This window comes from Collinsella aerofaciens (assembly GCF_025289055.1).
Lineage (GTDB): Bacteria > Actinomycetota > Coriobacteriia > Coriobacteriales > Coriobacteriaceae > Collinsella.
This window is the reverse complement of the sequence record NZ_JAESIQ010000023.1, coordinates 12852-30782: the sequence shown is the minus strand read 5'-3', so window position 1 is coordinate 30782 and position 17931 is coordinate 12852. Positions and strand designations below refer to the sequence as shown.

Genomic DNA, 17931 nt, shown 5'->3' with positions numbered 1-17931 from the left:
CCAATTACGACTTGTTCGCTGACCCGCTACTCCCCCAGCAGGGCCTTCTCGGGCGTGATGGGCAGCGAGCGGACCTGATGGCCGGTCGCGTGCGCCACGGCCGAGGCCACGGCGGCGAGCGGCGTGTTGATGACGACCTCGCCGATCGACTTGGCGCCAAACGGGCCCGTCGGCTCGTAGCTCGGCTCAAAGGCCACGCGAATGCTACCGATATCCAGGCGCGTGGGCAGCTTGTAGCTCATAAAGTTGCCGGTGCGCAGGCGGCCGCGGTCGTCGTGCTCGACAATCTCGTAGAGCGCGTGACCAATACCCTGGGCAATGCCGCCCTCGGCCTGGACGCGCGCGAGCGCCTCGTTGATCACGGTGCCGCAGTCGACGGCCGCCGCATAGTCCACCACAGTCACCTTGCCGGTGGCCTTGTCGACCTCGACCTCGGCAATGCCGGCCATAAACGGCGGAGGCGAAACGGGCAGGCAGGCAGAGGCATGCGAGGTGAGCGCGTCGCCGCCCGCGATGTTCTTGACGCACAGGTTGGCAAAGTCGCGCAGCGTGAGATAGCGGTTCTGCTCGCGCGCGGCACGCTCGTCGGACAGGCGCACGTACTGGCCATCAAAGACCACGTCGGCGGCGTCCACGTCCCACATCTGGGCAGCCTTGGCGCAAATCTTCTCACGCAGCTCGGTTGCGGCGTTCTTGGCGGCAAGGCCCGTCACGTACGTGCCCGAGCTCGCGTACGAGCCGGCATCAAACGGCGACACGTCGGTGTCCACGCCGCGCACCACGATCAGCGAGCTCTCAACGCCCAGCTCCTCGGCGGCAATCTGCGCCAGGATCGTGTCGACGCCCATGCCGTTATCGGTGGCGCCGGTGCCGATGGTAATGAATCCATCCTCTTCCAGGCGCATGTCGATGCCGGCGATATCCACGTTGGAGATGCCCGAGCCCTGCATGGTGAGCGCGCAGCCAAGGGCGCGCACGCGGTCGCCCAGGTCCACGGCCAGAGGCTTGTCGCGCCAACCGATCATGTCCATCGCGCGCAGCAGGCAGCGGTCGAGCGCGCAGGCGTTAAGCTTCTCGTTGTAATACTGCGGCATGACCTCGCCCTCGCGCACGATGTTCTTAAGGCGCAGGTCGGCGGGGTCCATGTGCAGCATGTCGGCGAGCTCGTTGACGGCACTCTCCACGGCAAACTGGCCCTGGGTGGCACCGTAGCCGCGATACGCGCCACCGCGGTTGGTGTTGGTGTAGACGGCGTCCCAACTAAAGCGGCTCGCCTTCACGTGGTTGTAGATGGGCAAGCTCTTGTGGCCCGAAAGGCCGATCGTCGTGGTGGCGTGCTCGCCATAGGCGCCGGCGTTGGACAGTGTGTGCAGGTCGATGGCCGTGATAGTGCCGTCGTTCATGGCGCCCAGCTTAACGGTCATCTGCATCTGGTGACGCGAGTTGCCTGCAGTGATGGTCTCCTCGCGGGTGTAGCAGCAATAGCTCGGACGGCCGGTCTGCTGGGTGACGAACGCCACGAAGATCTCGCAGCAGCCCGTCTGCTTGGAGCCAAAACCGCCGCCGATGCGCGGCTTAATGACCTGCACCTGCGACTGCGGGATGTCGAGCGACTGAGCGACCATGCGGCGCACGTGGAAGGGCACCTGCGTAGAGGTGGTCACCGAGATGCGCCCGAACGCGTCGGTCGTCGCGAAGGCGCGGAAGGTCTCCATGGGCGCGGTCTGCGTGGCCTGGCTGGTGTAGGCGCGGGTGAAGACGATGTCACTCTGGGCGAAGGCCTCGTCCAAGTCGCCAAAATCGCTGGTACCGCTGCAAACCAGGTTGCGCGAAACATCGCCGCCCTGCGGGAACATAAAGGTCACGTCGCCCTCGGGGTGGACCACGATGTCGTTATCGAGTGCCTGGGTAAAGTCGAGCAGCGGCTCGAGCACCTCGTAGTCGACCTTGATGAGCTTGAGCGCCTTGTCGGCGGCCTCCTCGGTCTCGGCGGCAACGATCGCCACCTCCTCGTTTTGGTAGCGCACCAGATTCTCGAGAATCAGGCGGTCGTAGGGACTCGGCTGCGGATAGCTCTGTCCGGCGATGGTAAAGCGGCGCTTGGGCACGTCCTCGTAGGTGTAGACGCCCACGACGCCCGGCACCTTAAGGGCGCGAGACGTATCGATGGAGCGGATCTTGGCGCGGGCATACGGGCTGCGCTTGAGCTTGACGATCAGAGCACCGGCAGGCACCAGGTCGCCCGTGTAGACGGGACGTCCCTCGAGCAGCGCCTTCGAGTCCTTCTTGGGCTGCTTATGAGTAATCTGCTTGTACGCGACACCGTCGGAGCTGGTGTTATTGACCGGCAGCTCGGGCATCTCGAAGCCCACCTGCACGCCGAACTCGTTGAGAAAGCGGACGATGGCGCGCAGCTGGCTCTCGTAGCCGCTGCAACGGCAGAGGTTGCCGGCGAGCTGGCGCGAGAGCTCCTCGCGCGTGGCGACGAGGCTTGGGTCCTCCTTGGCGGCGCGGGCGAGCGCCAGCACGTTCATAATAAGGCCGGGGGCGCAAAAACCGCACTGCTCGGCACCTTCGGCAGCCATCGCACGGGCCAGTGCCTCGGACTCGGCCTTAAGGCCCTCGAGCGTGGTGATGGCGTGGCCCTCAACACGAGCGGCGGGAACCGAGCAGCTCAGCACCGGATCGCCGTCGAGCCACACCGTACACAGGCCGCAGTTGGTGGTCTCGCAGGCGCAGCGCACCGACGCGCAACCCTGCTCTCGCAGCAACGCAAAGAGCATGGTGTCGGGGGCAATCTGAACCTTGACTTTGCGGCCGTTGAGCGTAAAGGAAAGATCGATGAGTTTGGCAGCCATTAGCGCACCTCGCTAGAATCGACGCCGGGCACGCGGCGGCAGGAATACTCGTCCGTGGCAAACTTGGGCGCTTGCACGGTCTCGAGCTCGCGGGCAAGCGCAGCCGAAAGCTCGATGCCGGCGGCGCGGCGCACGGCCTGAATCGCCAGCGGGGCCGAGATGCGACGGCGGTAGTCAGCCGAGCCCCACATGTTGGTGCCGTAGCTCAGGGCACGCACGGATGCGGCCAGGGCGCGCAGCTCGTCCTCGGAAGGCTGCTCGGCGGTAAGGCCACATGCCTCGCCCTGCAGCAGGGTCGCGCGCAGCGGGCGGGCGCCTACGGTGACATGCCAGCTGTTGTCCCACCAGGCGGCGGTGACGTTTAAGGAGGGGAAGTCGGTCGCGGCCTTGCGCACGGCCTCATAGCTCGCACGGTAGTCGTGCTTAACGACCACGACGTGCTCGATCACGTCGCGCACATAGCCCATGTCCACGAACTCGGCGAGCGGCACGCGGCCGGCGCCCGTCAGCTCAACATAGGAATCGAGCGCCAAAAAGGCCGAGAGCACGTCCGAGAAGCCAAAGCGACCGTAGATGCTGCCGCCCACCGTGGCGGTATTGCGCAGCTGCACGCCCACGATATCGTGGACGGCGAACTCAAAGACATTGTTGACAAGCGCGTTGAGCTCGACATGGCGCTCGAGCTGGCGCAGGGTGCACATGGCGCCGATGCGAAACTCGGTCTCGGTCTCCTCGATCTGATCGAGTCCGCAGGCCGAAAGGTCAATCGCCGTCGCCACGCGACGCGAACCCAGGCGCATCCAGATGCCGCCGCCCACAATCTTGTTGTTGCGGTTCTTCTGTAAGAGCTCATAGGCTTCGGCCGCGCTTCCAACACGGACGTAGGTACCGAACTTGAGCACGTTCTCCCCCATCTCTTCACTTGACCAGTGTTTCTAAGTGTACCAAACGAGGGCGCACGACCCTCACCACCACAGAAAAAGGCTCCCAGCCGGAATGACTGGGAGCCTTCTGCGATGCTATGTCGAGCGAAGATTTAGCAGACGCCCTGGGCGAGCATGGCGTCGGCGACCTTCAGGAAGCCGGCGATGTTGGCGCCCATGACAAAGTTGCCCTCCTGGCCGTACTCCTTGGCGGTGTCGTCCACGTTGTGGAACATGCCGCGCATGAGCTGCTCGAGCTTGCCGTCGACCTCCTCGAAGGTCCAGGACAGGTGCTCGGCATTCTGGCTCATCTCCAGGCCGGAAACGAGCACGCCACCGGCGTTGGCAGCCTTACCGGGCATAAAGGCGACGCCGTTCTCCTGGAAGTAGGTCGTGGCCTCGATGGTCGTGGGCATGTTCGCGCCCTCGCCGACCACCTTGCAGCCGTTGGCGACGAGCGCCTGGGCGTCCTCGAGCAGCAGCGTGTTCTCGCGAGCGCAGGGCAGCGCGATGTCGCAGGGCAGCTGCCAAACGCCACGGCCGTCGCCCTCGTGCCACACGGCGTTGGGCTTCTCGTCAACGTACATGGCGAGCGTGACGCCCTTGTCGTGGCCGGAGCGCTTCTTATTGTAGACGTGCTCGAGCACGGTGTAGTCGATGCCGTCGGGATCCTCGACCCAGCCGTGGGTATCGGAGCAGGCGAGCACCTTGCCGCCGAGCTGGGAGACCTTCTGGACGGCGTAGATGGCGACGTTGCCGGAGCCATGAACGACGACGTTCTTGCCCTCGAAAGAGTCGCCGCGGCTCTTGAGGTACTCGTCAACAAAGTAGGCCAGGCCGTAGCCGGTGGCCTCGGTACGAGCGAGCGAGCCGCCAAAGGAGAGGCCCTTGCCGGTAAGGACGCCAGTCCACTCGTTGGTCAGGCGCTTGTACTGACCGAACAGGTAGGCAACCTCGCGGCCGCCAACGCCCAGGTCACCGGCGGGAACGTCGGTGTTGGGGCCGATGTGGCGATAGAGCTCGGTCATGAAGGACTGGCAGAAGTGCATGATCTCGTTGTTGGACTTGCCCTTAGGATCAAAGTCGGAGCCGCCCTTGCCGCCGCCCATGGGAAGGGTGGTCAGGCTGTTCTTGAGGATCTGCTCCAGACCCAGGAACTTGAGCATACCCAGGGTGACCGTCGGGTTAAAGCGCAGGCCGCCCTTGTAGGGTCCAATGGCAGAGTTGAACTCGACGCGGTAGCCGCGGTTGACCTGGACCTTGCCCTGGTCGTCGACCCAGGGAACACGGAACATGACGATGCGCTCGGGCTCGACGAGGCGCTCCAGCAGGGCGGCCTCCTCGTACTCGGGGTGGGCGTCGAGCGCCGGCTGGATGGTGCCGAGGATCTCGGTCGCGGCCTGGATGAACTCAGGCTGCTCGGGATAGCGGGCCTTGAGCTCTTCGAGAACTTTCTGCGTGTAGCTCATGCTTCCTCCAATGATGGGAAACGAAAAATGTTGGTCGCGGCACCCTATGCGCCGCGAACTTTATCGAGTATGGATAATATCGCACTGTTGCGGCAAAGTTTCGCATAAGCGGACGAGCAGATGTTTCGTTTTGATTACGATGCAGGTAGAGGCGTTTTTGAATGCCTGACGTGCAAAACCCGTGTTTCAAACCTGTTTCGTCCACGTGTTCCAAACCACCACAAAGGTACCTGTCCCCAATGTGGTGGTTTTGGTGGCTATAGGACGAGCTGATGGTAGTCGGCGGGGGTTACGCGGCCTTCGGTGGCAGCGCGGAAGGCGGCGAGTGCATCGCCCGAGAACGGCATGGCCCAGCACAGCCCGCAGCCGGCGGTGATGGAGCCGGGCAGCGGCATGATGCGCCCGGGCACACCGGCGGCAAGACACAGCTGTTCGCATTCCATCACATCGTAAGTGCTATCGAACGAAACGATGATCTTGTGTTCGTGGTCGAGGGCATCACCGGACGGGCCTTCGCGGTGCGACTCGCGATACGCCGCGGCAGCAGCCTCCTCTTCCGCGGTATGTCCACAACCACCGCAACCGCAGGTACAGGGCTCGGACCCATCGCAGGTGCAAGGTTCTCCCGTGTCGGGACAGATATCGTGAGACATGGCAACTCCAATCGTCTAGGCGAGTAACTCGGCCGCCGCAAACTCCTCGGGCGTATTGACGTTCTCGAAGCAGAGCGTTGAGCCCGCGGCCTTAACGATCTGCGGCTCATCCATATATCCAGCGTTCACCCGATCGATTAGGCAGCGAATGCGCTGGCGGTCACCGGCAAGCAGCTCGCAAGCGATCGGCGCGCAGGCCTCGCGACGCCAGACGGCGCATAGCGGCTCAATCCCCCGCTCCTCGCGCGGCACGCACACGTCGAGCGCCTCGGCCTCGACACGATCGGCAAGCGCGCCGATGAGTTCCGGCGAGACAAACGGCATATCACAGGCGACGATAGCCGTATGAGGAAGCCGAGCCGCAGCCAGCGAGCTCGCGATGCCGCGCATGGCGCCCGCCGGCCCCTCAAGGTCCGACACTATTCGCGGTACCAGGCCGCCAAACGCGCGCTCCTCAAGGTAGGCAAGCTCGCTGGGACGCGACGTCGTCACGACCAACTCGCCGGCAACTGGCGCCAGCCGACCCAGCACGCGTTCGATGAGCGGCTCGCCGCAAAACGCCATGCGAGCCTTATCACAGCCCATGCGCGAGGACAGCCCACCCGCTTGGACGACACAAGAAAGATCGGCACGTCTTACGGTAGTCATACGGCAAAACACCTCCATCGGCATGCTCGAAACCCGGTGCACGAAGCTAAATACAGCCACCGAAATAGCGGCGCTACGAAAAGCTCGTGCAAAAACAAAACAGCGCCTTTGCGGCACGCAGCAAGACCGCGAGCACAAAAGCGCTGGTAGCGTATGGCGGGAACGTATGTGAATCGAACACATCCAAGACGTTTTGCACGCCTCGCAACGGTTTTGAGGACCGCGGAGCCCACCGGAGCCCATCCGTTCCCAAGTGCGGCGGTATTTTACCAAACCGAAACGGCTCCATCCCAAAAAGACGAACAAGAAGTTGCGGTGGAATAGTTCCTGTATTTGCTGCCAAAGCCTCCAAATAGGAACTATTTCACCGCAACTGAGGAGGTGGGGCGGGGCGGCCGATCTAGCGCAGGGACCTCAGGCCGCCGGCGTCTTTGTCGAGCACCGTAAAGCGCGCGGCATCCAGGTGTTCCAAGATGCTGATGGCACGTTTGCGCGACACACCCAGGGCCTCGCGCAGCACGCTCGTGGTGGCAGCGCCGCCGGCTGCCTCAATGGCGGCGGCGACAAGCTCACGCGCATGGGCCTCGGCGGCGGCAGACAGGGCAACGTCGCGCTCGACCTTAACGATCGAGCGGTTGAGCGAAAGCTCGCGCAGGGCACGCGTCATGGTGTCGCGATCGAGCTGCAACTGCTCGCCAACCTCGGGCAGCGTCGGCGCATCGAGGCCGGCTTCATCCAGCAAGGCAACGATACGTTCGCAGGCCTCGCGCACCACGCGTGCCGCCGCGGCGGCCGAGTGCGGGTCGAACACCTCGGCCCCCTCGGCAGCGCATACGCCACGCGCGCAGCCCTCGGAAATCAGGGCTGCGGCAACCGTATCGTCAGCGGCAGGCCACGCAGCATGGGCAACGGCGCCAGGCGTAAAGCCCGTCTCCTTGGAAGACGCCGCATGCATGGCTGACAGGGTCGCCGCCAGGGCATCCATCGCGGCGTCGAGCACGGCGGCATTCACATACAGCGTACCGCCCGAGCCCGCAAGCTCGCGCACAACACCTCGCACCACCAACTCGTTCAACGCGGCATCGGCCTCACCGGAAACAAGATCGAGCGCCGCGGCAACGTCGGCGACCACGACTGGCAACGTCTGCAGCGCCAGCCACGCGTCCACACCAGCGACGGCATCGCCGGTCTCAAGCGCCGCAAGCAGTGTGCGCTCCCCCGCCGAAAGCTCGCGCGAGCGACGGCAGCGCGAAAGCAGCACGCGCCCGCCGCCAATGAGCATAACGGGCGAATACGACAGCACCACGTCATGGTCTCCGGCGCGCAGCGGCAGCGGCTCCTCCAAGCGCACCTGTACGGTACGGGTCTCGCCCACCGCCATGGGGGCCTCGCCCTCCAAAAGCATGATGCGGCCGACGACCTCGGCCGTGCCGGCCATCACATGCACGCGCGCGCCCGACTCGAGCACGCGCGATTTGGCGCCCTCGCGACCCAGGTAGGTGAACGTCATCATAAAGCGCAACGTCTGACCAAAGCGGTCCGCCACGCCGAGCATCTCGCCACGGTCAAGTGCCGCGACACCGTCACCTACCAGGTTGAGCGCCACGCGTTGCCCAGGCAGCGCGCGCGGCGTATCGCCATGCACCTGAATCCCGCGCACACGACAGACCGTACGCGACGGTAAAGCCATCAGCTCGTCACCCACCGCAACGGGCGCATCGTGCAGCGTTCCCGTCACGACAGTGCCGACGCCCTTGATCGTAAAGCAGCGGTCGATGGGTAGACGCGGTGCGGCATCGGTGAGCTCGGCACGGACGCGGCAGGCATCCCAGCAAGCGGTAACCTGCTCGTCGAGCACGGCGAGCAGCCTTTCGATCCCCTCGCCTGTCTTGGACGACACAGGCACGATCGGCGCGTCCGCAAACACGGTACCCGACAAAAAGTCATCGACATCGAGCTCGGCAAGCTCGGTCATCTCGGCGTCGGCCAGGTCGCACATCGTCAGCGCGACCACCATATGCGTGACACCCAGCAGCTCCAGTACATGCACGTGCTCGCGCGTCTGCGGCATAACGCCCTCGACGGCAGAGACCACCAGCACGGCAACGTCGATGCCAGTCGCACCCTGCACCATGGCGCGCAGGTAATGCGCGTGGCCCGGCACGTCGACCAGGCCAACGATCTTGCCACTCGGCAGCGCCAGCTCGCCAAAGCCAAGCTCCACGGTCATACCGCGACGGCGCTCAACCTCCAGACGGTCGGGATTCTTGCCGGTCAGCGCCTCGATCAGTGCCGACTTGCCGTGGTCGACGTGACCCGCCGTACCAACGATAACGGGACACTCCACCAGCGCTTGAACCTCACTCATCGAGCGATCGCCTTCTTAACGCATGCGACGAGCGTCGATGCCGCCGTCTCGATATCGCAGTCGCCCACAAGCGTACGGACGTCAAACAAAATGCGATCGTGCGAAGTTCGCGTGACGACCGGCGTGTCGAAGTCCTGGACAAGCGAGCGCTTGAGCGCGTCGACGGACAGGCGCCCGTCGACCGGGCAGACGGCCACGCACATGGTGGGCAGCTCCACGGTAGGCAGCGAGCCGCCACCGGGGGTCGACGATTCCTCGACGATCTCCACCTGAACGGCGCACGGGCAACCGGCCTTATCGAGCCCGGCGACCATACGATCGCGCAACTTACGTGCGCGACGCTCCAGATGAGCCTGCGGAAGCGTGAGCATGTTGAGCACCGGCACCTCGCGATGGGCAACATCCGCCCCGTCCATGTAGATGCGCAGTGTAGCCTCGAGCGCCGCCAGCGCGAGCTTGCCCGGGCGCAGGGCGCGCATAAGCGGATGCAACCCGCAGGCCTGGACCAGATCGCGACGGCCCATGATAATGCCCGCCTGTGCGGCACCGAGCAGTTTATCGCCCGAGCACGACACCAGATCGAGCCCTGCCGAAACCGAAGCCGGCGTGGTTTCTTCGCCGCCACGCACCAAGATGTCGTCGGGCAACAGCGCGCCCGACCCCTGGTCCTCGTAGAACAGCAGACCATGCTTGTGGGCCAGGGCGGCAAGCTCCCGAGAGCTCACTTCCTCATGAAAACCCTCGATGCGATAGTTGGAAGGGTGGACCTTGAGGATCATTGCCGTATCGGGCGTAATGGCGCGCTCGTAGTCGCTCAAATGCGTGCGGTTGGTGGCGCCGACCTCGACGAGCTTGGCGCCCGAAGCCGCCATGACATCGGGGATGCGGAAGCTGCCGCCTATCTCGACAAGCTCGCCGCGGCTGACGATGACCTCTTTACCCGCGGCATGGGTGGCAAGCACCAGCAGCACCGCGGCGGCATTGTTGTTGACCACGAGCGCGTCCTCGGCACCGGTGAGTGAGCGGATCAGCTGCGCGGCGTGCTCCTTGCGCGACCCGCGCGAACAGGTGTCGACGCTGTACTCGAGCGTGCTATACCCGCGCGCGACCTCGGCCACGGCTTTGGCAGCTGATTCCGCGAGCGGGGCGCGACCCAAGTTGGTATGGATAACCACACCCGTGGCGTTGACGGCGGGACGCAGGCTCGGCAGCGCGGAGCGATGCGCACGCCACTCGATGGCCGAGGCCAGCTCGCGCTTGGAACGCGGGGCGGCGCCGGCACGAATCGCGGCGCGCTCCTCATCGAGCTCGGCCGTGACGGCGGCATGCACCACCGCGTCGCAGGTCTCCCCCGCCGCCTTCACCACCGGCCACTCGGCAAGCAGCTCGTTGACGGAAGGAATGGCGCGCAGGCGGGCGCGCACCTCATCGGACATGTTCTGGCTATCGCTCATGTGCGGCCTTTCAAAACCAAAGGTGAATCAATCGTTCGAACGTCAAACTATCAGCCAATCCGATCGGCTGAGTCAATCAATCGCTATTATCCTCGCGCGCCGCGATCTTTTCCACGCGAACGGCGTTTTCCTGAGTGAGCGCGGCGCCCGTCAACGGGTCCCAACGCAACGGTGTATGGTCGAGCGGGCCCACGCCCAAGGCTTGAGCGCCACCGGCATCGGCGCCAAACGAGCGCCCACCGGGGGCGGCCGAGGTGAAGATGCACGCCGGATGCAGATAGGGCGTCGTCTCCACGCGCACGCGGTCGCGGCCCATATCGCTCACAAGCTCGACGACCTCGCCATCAGCGATACCCATGTGTGCAGCAACATCGGCGTTCATCTGCACGGCGTCCAAGTCCGATCCAGCCTCGGCGGCACCTTGGGCCGCGAGCCTGCGCGAAGTATGCGACTCAAAGGGACGGTTGCCGCTAATGAGGCGAAACATCCCCGGGCCGGGCTCCACCATGGGCGCAATCCAGTTGGGCACACGACCCATGCCGACTCGTTCCCATACGTCGCTTGCCAGCGCAATTTTGCCGCCATCCAAGGGAATCGCCGGCTCGCCCGTACGCGACGGCAACGCAACACCCGTGTCGGCCCAGCCGCGCTCCTTGAGCTCGTCCAGATCAATCCCAAAAGGCTCCACCTGGGCAGCCGCCAGATCGTCAGACGTAAACCGAAAGTACTCGCCCACGCCACACGCCTGCGCCAGGCCGGCAAAAATCTCCCGACCGGGACGTGTGCCGTCATGCTGCACGGGCAGCACGGCGTTGCGGTAGAACACGCGCGAATCGTTGACGCCCACGACTGTGCCCACACCGCGGTCGGCCTCCAGATACGTCACGTCGGGCAGCACGAAGTCAGAAGCACGCGCCGTCTCGGACCAACGAATATCAATCGTCACAAGCAAGTCGAGCTGCTGCAAAATACCCAACCAAGCCTGTGCATTGCCATAGCCCGCACCGGGGTTACTGGCATAGACGATGAGCCCACGCAAATCGCCGGCAAGAATCGACTGACCGATGGTCGTGCACAGTCCGCGCACCGGATCGACCAGTGGATAGCGCTCGGACCCCAGCTTGGGCTCGCGCGGCACCGGCGGCGTCGCAAAGCGAGTGGGATCGAGGTCGCCCAGTGAAAGCGGTGTGGGCGGATTGAGCGCGCCACCCACATGTCCAATACAGCCCAGCAGCACATCGACCAAGCAGATAGCGCGCGCGGTCTGGGTGCTATTGGCATACGCAATGCCAATGCCGCCATGAAAGCCGGCGTCCACCACGGCAGCAGGCGCGGCGGCAGCCAGATCACGCGCCGTGGCGGCGATCTCTGCGGCCGGCACGTCGCACATCGACTCGGCCCACTCGGGCGTCCAAGCGCTCGCCGCCTTCGCCAGCTCGTCAAAACCCGTGGTATAGCGGGTCACGAACTCGTGGTCATACAGGTCCTCGGCAATCAAGACATGCGCAATGCCCAACAGCAAGGCCAGGTCGCAGCCCGGGCGCACGCGCAACCAGCGGTCGGCAAGCGCAGCCGAGCCGCTGCGCCGCGGGTCGACCACGATAATCTTCGCCCCACGGCGACGGGCATCGTTGAGCGCATCAACAGCCCCCATCGTCGACGAATCGACAATGGAGCGCCCCAGATACATGATGCAATCGGTATGCGCCAGGTCGGAGGCGGGGCTGTAGCCCAGACTGTGCTCCCAGCCGGTAAGTCTGCTTACCTCGCAGGCGCCGTCGGCACCGTATACGTTGGGCGAGCCCAGCGCATGCATAAAACGATACGCCCAGTAACGGTCGAACGAGGGCACGCCGAGCGTCATGCCCAGCGCGCGCGGACCATGCCCGTCAACAATCCCCAAAAGGCGCTCGGCAATCTGGGCAAACGCCTCGTCCCAGGAAATCGCATCGAACCCCGAGCCATCAGCTCGTCGGCGCATGGGGTGCACAATGCGGTCGCGCTCGTCAAACGGCATTGCCAGGCGATGCCGTCCGCGGGCACACAGGGCACGCGCCGCGCACGGATGCCCTGGCACCGGCAACTCGGCCGCCACGCGACCGTCCTCAACTCGTGCCGCAAAGGCGCAATCGGCATAGCATCCCCCGCATGTGGTCACCACGGCGCGACCGTCACGCTTCACAGCAGATGCCATCTCGATTACCCCTTTCACAAGCCAAACACAACAGGCCAACAGCCCGGGAACGAGCCCCAGGCCAAAAAAGCCTCCCGCACGGCAACGCCCCGCGGGAGGCCCAACGTCAAACAGACGGTATCTTACGACTCGGACTTCTTGGCGTAGATAAACCAGTAGCCAAGCGCGACCAGAACCGCGCCGCCCACGATGTTGCCCAGCGTGGCGGCGGACAGGTTAAACGCAATGCCCGCAGCGTTGAGTGCATCGGCGCCGGCGACGTCGGCACCGTAGCCGCATGCATGCATCACAGCACCCATGGGCAAAAAGTACATGTTGGCGACGCAGTGCTCAAAACCGCAGGCCACAAAGGCGGCGATGGGCAGCAGAATGCCCACAACCTTATCGACCACGGTCTTGCCGGCGGTACCGATCCACACGGCCAGGCACACAAAGATGTTGCACAGGATGCCGCGGAAGAAAATCGTCACCCAGTCGATCGTCACCTTGCCGGCGGCGACGCTCACCATGGAATTGGCGACCGCCTCGCCGTTGAGCTTATAAATGCCGGCCATATACACCAAAAAGACGATGAACAGGGCACCGACAAAGTTACCGACCCATACGACGACCCAAGCCTTGAGCATCTGAACCAGGGTGATCTTTTTGCTCTTGAGTGCGCAGACCATAAGCGAATTGCCAGTAAACAGCTCGGCGCCGCACACCAGCACCAGCACCAGGCCCAGGCAAAAGCACAGGCCGCCCACGACGCGCTGGGCGCCCCAGCCCAGCGTGCTATCGCTCAAGAACACGGTAAAGAACAGGCCGCCGAAGGCAATGAACGCGCCGGCGAACATCGCCAACAGAAAGGCCTTTGCGACCGGCAGGTTAGCCTTGGTCACGCCGGCGGCCTCGGTCTTGGCCTCGATCGCGGCGGGCGCCAGGCAATCAGGAGCGGGGTACTCCGCCTTGGAATCTGCCATGTCAATCACTTCTTTCCTAATCAGCAGGGACAAGCGCTCCTATTGCTCTTGTCCCAAGCGGACAAAGTGGGAAAAGTCGTTGGCGGCCACGGCGTCGTACACGGCGTCGACGGCGTCAAAGACCTCCGGGGACATAGGGTTGTAAAACTCCGTATCGCCCGGCTGAATCCCTATGAAGACGATATCTTCGCACGATTGCTCGATTTCCTCGATCAGAATCGACAAAGGGAGCGAATGCGTGGTGAACATCGACTTGCGGGCCACATCGCGCTTATCGAGCAGGCGGATAGACCCGACGGGCAGCGCCATGTCGGCGGCATCGACCAAGACCAGGCGAGGCGGACGCTCGCGCTTGACCTCGATGATGTCGTCCTCGGGCGTTTGGCCACCGTCGATGGTGTACCAACCGGCAATGGGCGCGTCCTCCATCTTTTTGGAGAGCACGGGGCCGGCGGCATCGTCGGCACGCAGCACGCTTCCCGCCGTGAGCACGATACCCGCAAACGGGGCGCCGTTCACACGTCCATCCACAACGCGACCCATTACTGCAACCTTCCCGTCAGGTACACGCCCGACACATCGCGCACGCGCTCAACCAGATCGCGGAACTTCATCAGAAACGCGACCTGCTGGGCATGCAGGCCAAAGTCGTCGTCGAACACCGAGATGCCGGCCTTGGCCGAGCCGCGAAAACCGCGCTCGTCGAGCAGCGTGTCGCAGGACTCGAGCAGCGACGGCACCGCCGCCTTGTCAAGCTGGCACTCGCCAAAGGAGCGGATGGCCTCGAACTTGGTCTTGGCCTCCCCCTCCGGCAGCGCATCGACGAGCGAATAGAAGACATCCACCGGCACCGACAGGCGCGGCTCAAAGCAATCGAGCACGCCGGTGTGGTGGCCCACGGCGAGCGTGTAGTACAGCACGTCGCAGGCCTCCTGGGGAACGTCTTCCTCGGTCTCCACAAACTTACGCGTGAGCTCATAGAAGACCACCTGGTCGGGCGCATGGCCCAGGCAGGGGTCGGCGACGCCCTCGGCGGCCTCGTCGCTTGCGCGCGAGGCATCGCCAAAGGAGCCGCCGAGCATACCGGGACCCGCAAAGTAACCAGAGCGGTCCGTGAGCTCCATCTAGTGACCTCCGGCCAGCACCAGATCCTGCAGCGCCGAGTAGACCTCAACGCGGCGCGGATCGTCCTGCTTGTCGATGAGCAGCGCCATGGCACCGCGGATATCACCCTTGGGCGCGCCCTCGAGCGTATCCATAAACTCGTTGGCCAGGTCGCGGCCGTAACGGTAGCCGCTCATGGCGCGAGCTTCGCGCTCGATGGCAACACGCAGCTTGTACGGCACGCCGGGGTGCAGGATATCGGCCTGCTCGCCGGCGGCCTCCACCGTGGTCTCGGCATGGAGCTTTTGGTCCAGCAGACCGAGCGCCATGGCAAAGCCGTAGACGGTCTGCGCGGGGCTGGGCGGGCAGCCGGGGATGTAGACATCGACCGGCAGAATCTTGTCCGTGCCGCCCCAGACGCAGTAGTTGTCGTAGAAAATGCCACCGGTGCAGCCGCATGCGCCATAGGACACCACGATCTTGGGATCGGGTGCGGCCTCAAAGGCGCGCAGGGCCGGCATGCGCATGGCACGCGTCACGGCACCGGTGTACAGCAGCACGTCGGCGTGACGGGGCGAGGGCACGACCTTGATGCCAAAGCGCTCGACGTCGAAGACGGGCGTGATGGAACCGAAGATCTCGATCTCGCAGCCGTTGCAGCCGCCGCAGTCGACACGGTAGACGTACACCGAGCGCTTGATCTTCTTAAGAAGGGTCGCCTTGGCCTTCTCGATGCTCTCGTCGAGCTCGATCTTGGTCGGGCGGTACTGAAGCCGCTCGGGCAAAAGCGTGGGTTCGGCCATGGTTACTCCTCCTTCGTTTCAAAATCCATGATGATGCCCTCGACCGGCGCCGGACCGGCGGGAATCTCGGGCGCATCGGGGTTGAGCTCGCGGTCGATATACTCCGGGTTCACGCCGTGGCCGCCCAGATACTCCATGCCGGGGCCCTGGGGCTCACCGGACGCAAGCGTCTCGTTGGCGGCCATGCCGTGCGCGTTGCCGGTCTTTACGGCCGAGGCGGCGCGCAGGGCGTCGAGCTCGCGCTTGCACTCCTGGCACATACCGACGGTACGGGCGGCCTGCTCGGCCTCCATGCCGCCGGCCTTTTGCAGCAGGCGCTTGGCGTAGTCGATCTCCTTGTGCGGGGCGAACGGCTTGCCGCAGCGCGAGCAGTGCTCGAGCGTGTAGACGCTCTTGCTGGTGAGGTCGTCCTTGCTCATGACGGCCAACTCAAACTCCTCGGTGAGCTTGATGGCCTCCATGGGGCAGGCTTCCTCGCAACGGCCGCAAAAGATGCAGCGACCGTAGTCGATCGACCAGGTGATGGTATCGGCCGCAAGGTCGGTGTCCATGCGAATGGCATCGGCCGGGCACGCCACGCCGCAGGCACCGCAGGCGATGCAGAGCTCGGCATTGTGCTCGGGCTTGCCGCGCATGTCCTTGTTGGTGGGGAACGGCGCAAACGGGTACTTGACCGTCGCGTCGCCGGCCTTGGCGTTAACCTTCCAAAGCTTCAGCATATTAGAGCGCCTCCTCATCGAGCGGAGCGGCCATGGTGCCCTCGCCCGCAAGCGGCGACTTGTCGCGCCAGACGTTCTCGAACTGCTCCTTGTCAAGCACGTGGTCGCGCTTGGCGGCGACATCGGTCACCGTCACGCGGTCGGTGCAGGAGTAGCACGGGTCGAGCGAGCCGACGATCAGCGCCGCGTCGCCCACGGTGTTGCCGCGGAACATGTAGCGCAGGACCGGCCAGTTGCTGTACGTGGCGGCCTTGGCGCGCCAGCGGTAGCACTTCTGGTTATTGCCGAGCATGGCCCAGTGCACGTCCTCGCCGCGCGGAGCCTCGGTGGCGCCGATGGCGTACTTGTGCGGGGTGTACTCCCAATCCGTGGTGAGGATGGGGCCCGACGGGCAGTTCTCGAGCATGGTCTCGATCATGTCGATCGAATCGTAGACCTCCTGGATGCGAACGGCGGAACGGCCGAAGGCATCGCAGGTGTCGGCCGTGGCAGCATGCATCTTTTGGACATCCGGATCGGCGTAGCCGTCGAAGGGATGGTCAAAGCGCACGTCGCGGGCATAGCCAGAGCCACGCATGAGCGGGCCGACCGGCGAGAAGTCGCGAGCGATCTTGCGGTCCAGAATGCCGATACCGCTCGTACGCTCAATAAAGTTGGGCGTGGAGAGCAGCATATCGACGAGTTCCTGAACCTCGGAGCGCAGCTGGTGGATGGTCGCGAGCGTGGAGAGCTTCTGCTCGGCCAAAATGTCGCGACGCACGCCGCCGATCACGTTGAGGCCGTAGGTCTTGCGGTGACCGGAAAGCTTCTCGGCCAGGTCCATGGACTTCTCGCGGACGCGGAAGAACTGCTGGAAGCCGGAGTCGAAGCCCGTGTAGTGCGATGCAAGGCCAATGTTGAGCAGATGCGAGTGCAGGCGCTCGACCTCGAGCATGATGGCACGGATGTACTGGGCGCGCGGCGGGACATGAATGCCCTGGGCGCGCTCGACGGCCTCGGCATAGGCCACCGAGTGGGCGCAGCCGCAGATGCCGCAGATGCGGTCGGCGAGGAACGTCACGGCGTCATAGTTCAGGCGCGTCTCGGCTACCTTCTCCATGCCGCGGTGCACGTAGAACAGACGGTAGTCGGCGTCGACGATCGTCTCGCCGTCAACGAACAGGCGGAAGTGGCCGGGCTCGTCGGAGGTAATGTGCAGCGGGCCCATGGGGACGAGCGTGGTCTCCTTGCCCTTGGTATCGGCCAAGAACTCGTAGTTTTCCATGTCGCTCGCGGGAGCGGGACGGAAGCGGTAGTCCATGGAGTCCTTGCGCAGCGGGTACAGGCCGCTGGGCCAGTCATCGGGCAGCACCAGGCGACGACGATCGGGCAAGCCCTCGGGGATCAGGCCAAACATATCGCGCAGCTCGCGCTCGCCCCACACGCAGGCGGGGACGAACGGCGTCACGGACGGGAACGTCATCTTGGCGGGATCGACCTCGGTGCGCACGGTCACCCAGCCGGGGTCCTCCCCCTCCATGGAGATGACGTAGTACACGGCGTAACGGCCGCACAGGCTGCGCTCATCGTTGCCGATGATCACGGGAATCCAGCCGTAGCGCTCGTAGTACAGGTAGTGGACGGCCTCGGGCAGACGGTCCAGCTTGACGGTGATCGTCAGCTGGTCCTCGCACTGCCACTCAACCTTCTCGATAGCGCCCGGCACTGCGGCGCGCAGGGCCTCGACGTGGCTTTCGCAACGACGAGCGTAGTCCTTCTTTTCAGGTTCTGCCATGG

The 17931-nt window shown here is 64.4% G+C and carries 14 protein-coding genes and 1 tRNA gene; all 15 read right to left on the bottom strand.

Features of this window, described 5'->3' with window-relative positions; translation table 11 throughout:
- Positions 1-26: 26 nt before the first annotated feature.
- The 15 genes from JMJ97_RS07725 to JMJ97_RS07655 all read right to left on the bottom strand — a co-directional run bounded on the left by JMJ97_RS07725 (position 27) and on the right by JMJ97_RS07655 (position 17929).
- Positions 27-2858, bottom strand: a complete 2832-nt coding sequence (locus tag JMJ97_RS07725) for a molybdopterin-dependent oxidoreductase (RefSeq protein WP_260699795.1) — start codon at positions 2856-2858, stop codon at positions 27-29.
- A complete protein-coding gene (locus tag JMJ97_RS07720; RefSeq protein ID WP_260699794.1) occupies positions 2858-3760 on the bottom strand; it encodes an FAD binding domain-containing protein in 903 nt (300 codons plus the stop codon). Before JMJ97_RS07720 ends, JMJ97_RS07725 begins: the two co-directional genes overlap by 1 nt.
- Before the next feature lie 134 nt (positions 3761-3894).
- Entirely contained in the window at positions 3895-5250 is a 1356-nt protein-coding gene (gene gdhA / locus JMJ97_RS07715) for an NADP-specific glutamate dehydrogenase (protein ID WP_022095186.1), read from the bottom strand.
- A 257-nt stretch (positions 5251-5507) separates the two neighbouring features.
- A complete protein-coding gene (locus JMJ97_RS07710; RefSeq protein ID WP_260699793.1) occupies positions 5508-5903 on the bottom strand; it encodes a putative Se/S carrier protein in 396 nt (131 codons plus the stop codon).
- Between the two features lie 15 nt (positions 5904-5918).
- Entirely contained in the window at positions 5919-6551 is a 633-nt protein-coding gene (gene mobA, locus JMJ97_RS07705; RefSeq protein WP_260699792.1) for a molybdenum cofactor guanylyltransferase, read from the bottom strand.
- A 154-nt stretch (positions 6552-6705) separates the two neighbouring features.
- A tRNA-Sec gene (locus JMJ97_RS07700) sits at positions 6706-6802 on the bottom strand.
- A 149-nt stretch (positions 6803-6951) separates the two neighbouring features.
- Positions 6952-8919 carry a selenocysteine-specific translation elongation factor gene (selB, locus tag JMJ97_RS07695; protein ID WP_260699791.1) on the bottom strand — a complete coding sequence of 656 codons (1968 nt, stop codon included), beginning with the start codon at positions 8917-8919 and terminating at the stop codon, positions 6952-6954.
- Positions 8916-10373: an L-seryl-tRNA(Sec) selenium transferase gene (selA, locus tag JMJ97_RS07690; RefSeq protein ID WP_260699790.1), complete on the bottom strand. Its 1458-nt coding sequence runs from the start codon at positions 10371-10373 to the stop codon at positions 8916-8918. The genes selB and selA overlap by 4 nt, the downstream gene beginning before the upstream one ends.
- 76 nt (positions 10374-10449) lie before the next feature.
- A complete protein-coding gene (locus JMJ97_RS07685) occupies positions 10450-12567 on the bottom strand; it encodes a molybdopterin-containing oxidoreductase family protein (protein WP_260699789.1) in 2118 nt (705 codons plus the stop codon).
- 122 nt (positions 12568-12689) lie between these two features.
- Positions 12690-13529: a formate/nitrite transporter family protein gene (locus tag JMJ97_RS07680; RefSeq protein WP_260699788.1), complete on the bottom strand. Its 840-nt coding sequence runs from the start codon at positions 13527-13529 to the stop codon at positions 12690-12692.
- Positions 13530-13568: 39 nt separating this feature from the next.
- Positions 13569-14072 carry a hydrogenase maturation peptidase HycI gene (gene hycI / locus JMJ97_RS07675; protein ID WP_196025392.1) on the bottom strand — a complete coding sequence of 168 codons (504 nt, stop codon included), beginning with the start codon at positions 14070-14072 and terminating at the stop codon, positions 13569-13571.
- Complete coding sequence (locus JMJ97_RS07670; protein ID WP_260699787.1) at positions 14072-14653, bottom strand: formate hydrogenlyase maturation HycH family protein; 582 nt, start codon at positions 14651-14653, stop codon at positions 14072-14074. Before JMJ97_RS07670 ends, hycI begins: the two co-directional genes overlap by 1 nt.
- A complete protein-coding gene (locus tag JMJ97_RS07665; protein WP_260699786.1) occupies positions 14654-15436 on the bottom strand; it encodes an NADH-quinone oxidoreductase subunit B family protein in 783 nt (260 codons plus the stop codon).
- Positions 15437-15438: 2 nt separating this feature from the next.
- Complete coding sequence (locus tag JMJ97_RS07660) at positions 15439-16155, bottom strand: formate hydrogenlyase complex iron-sulfur subunit (RefSeq protein ID WP_196022398.1); 717 nt, start codon at positions 16153-16155, stop codon at positions 15439-15441.
- 1 nt (position 16156) lies between these two features.
- Positions 16157-17929, bottom strand: coding sequence for a hydrogenase large subunit (locus tag JMJ97_RS07655; RefSeq protein ID WP_260699784.1), 1773 nt, complete (start codon positions 17927-17929; stop codon positions 16157-16159).
- Positions 17930-17931 lie beyond the last annotated feature (2 nt).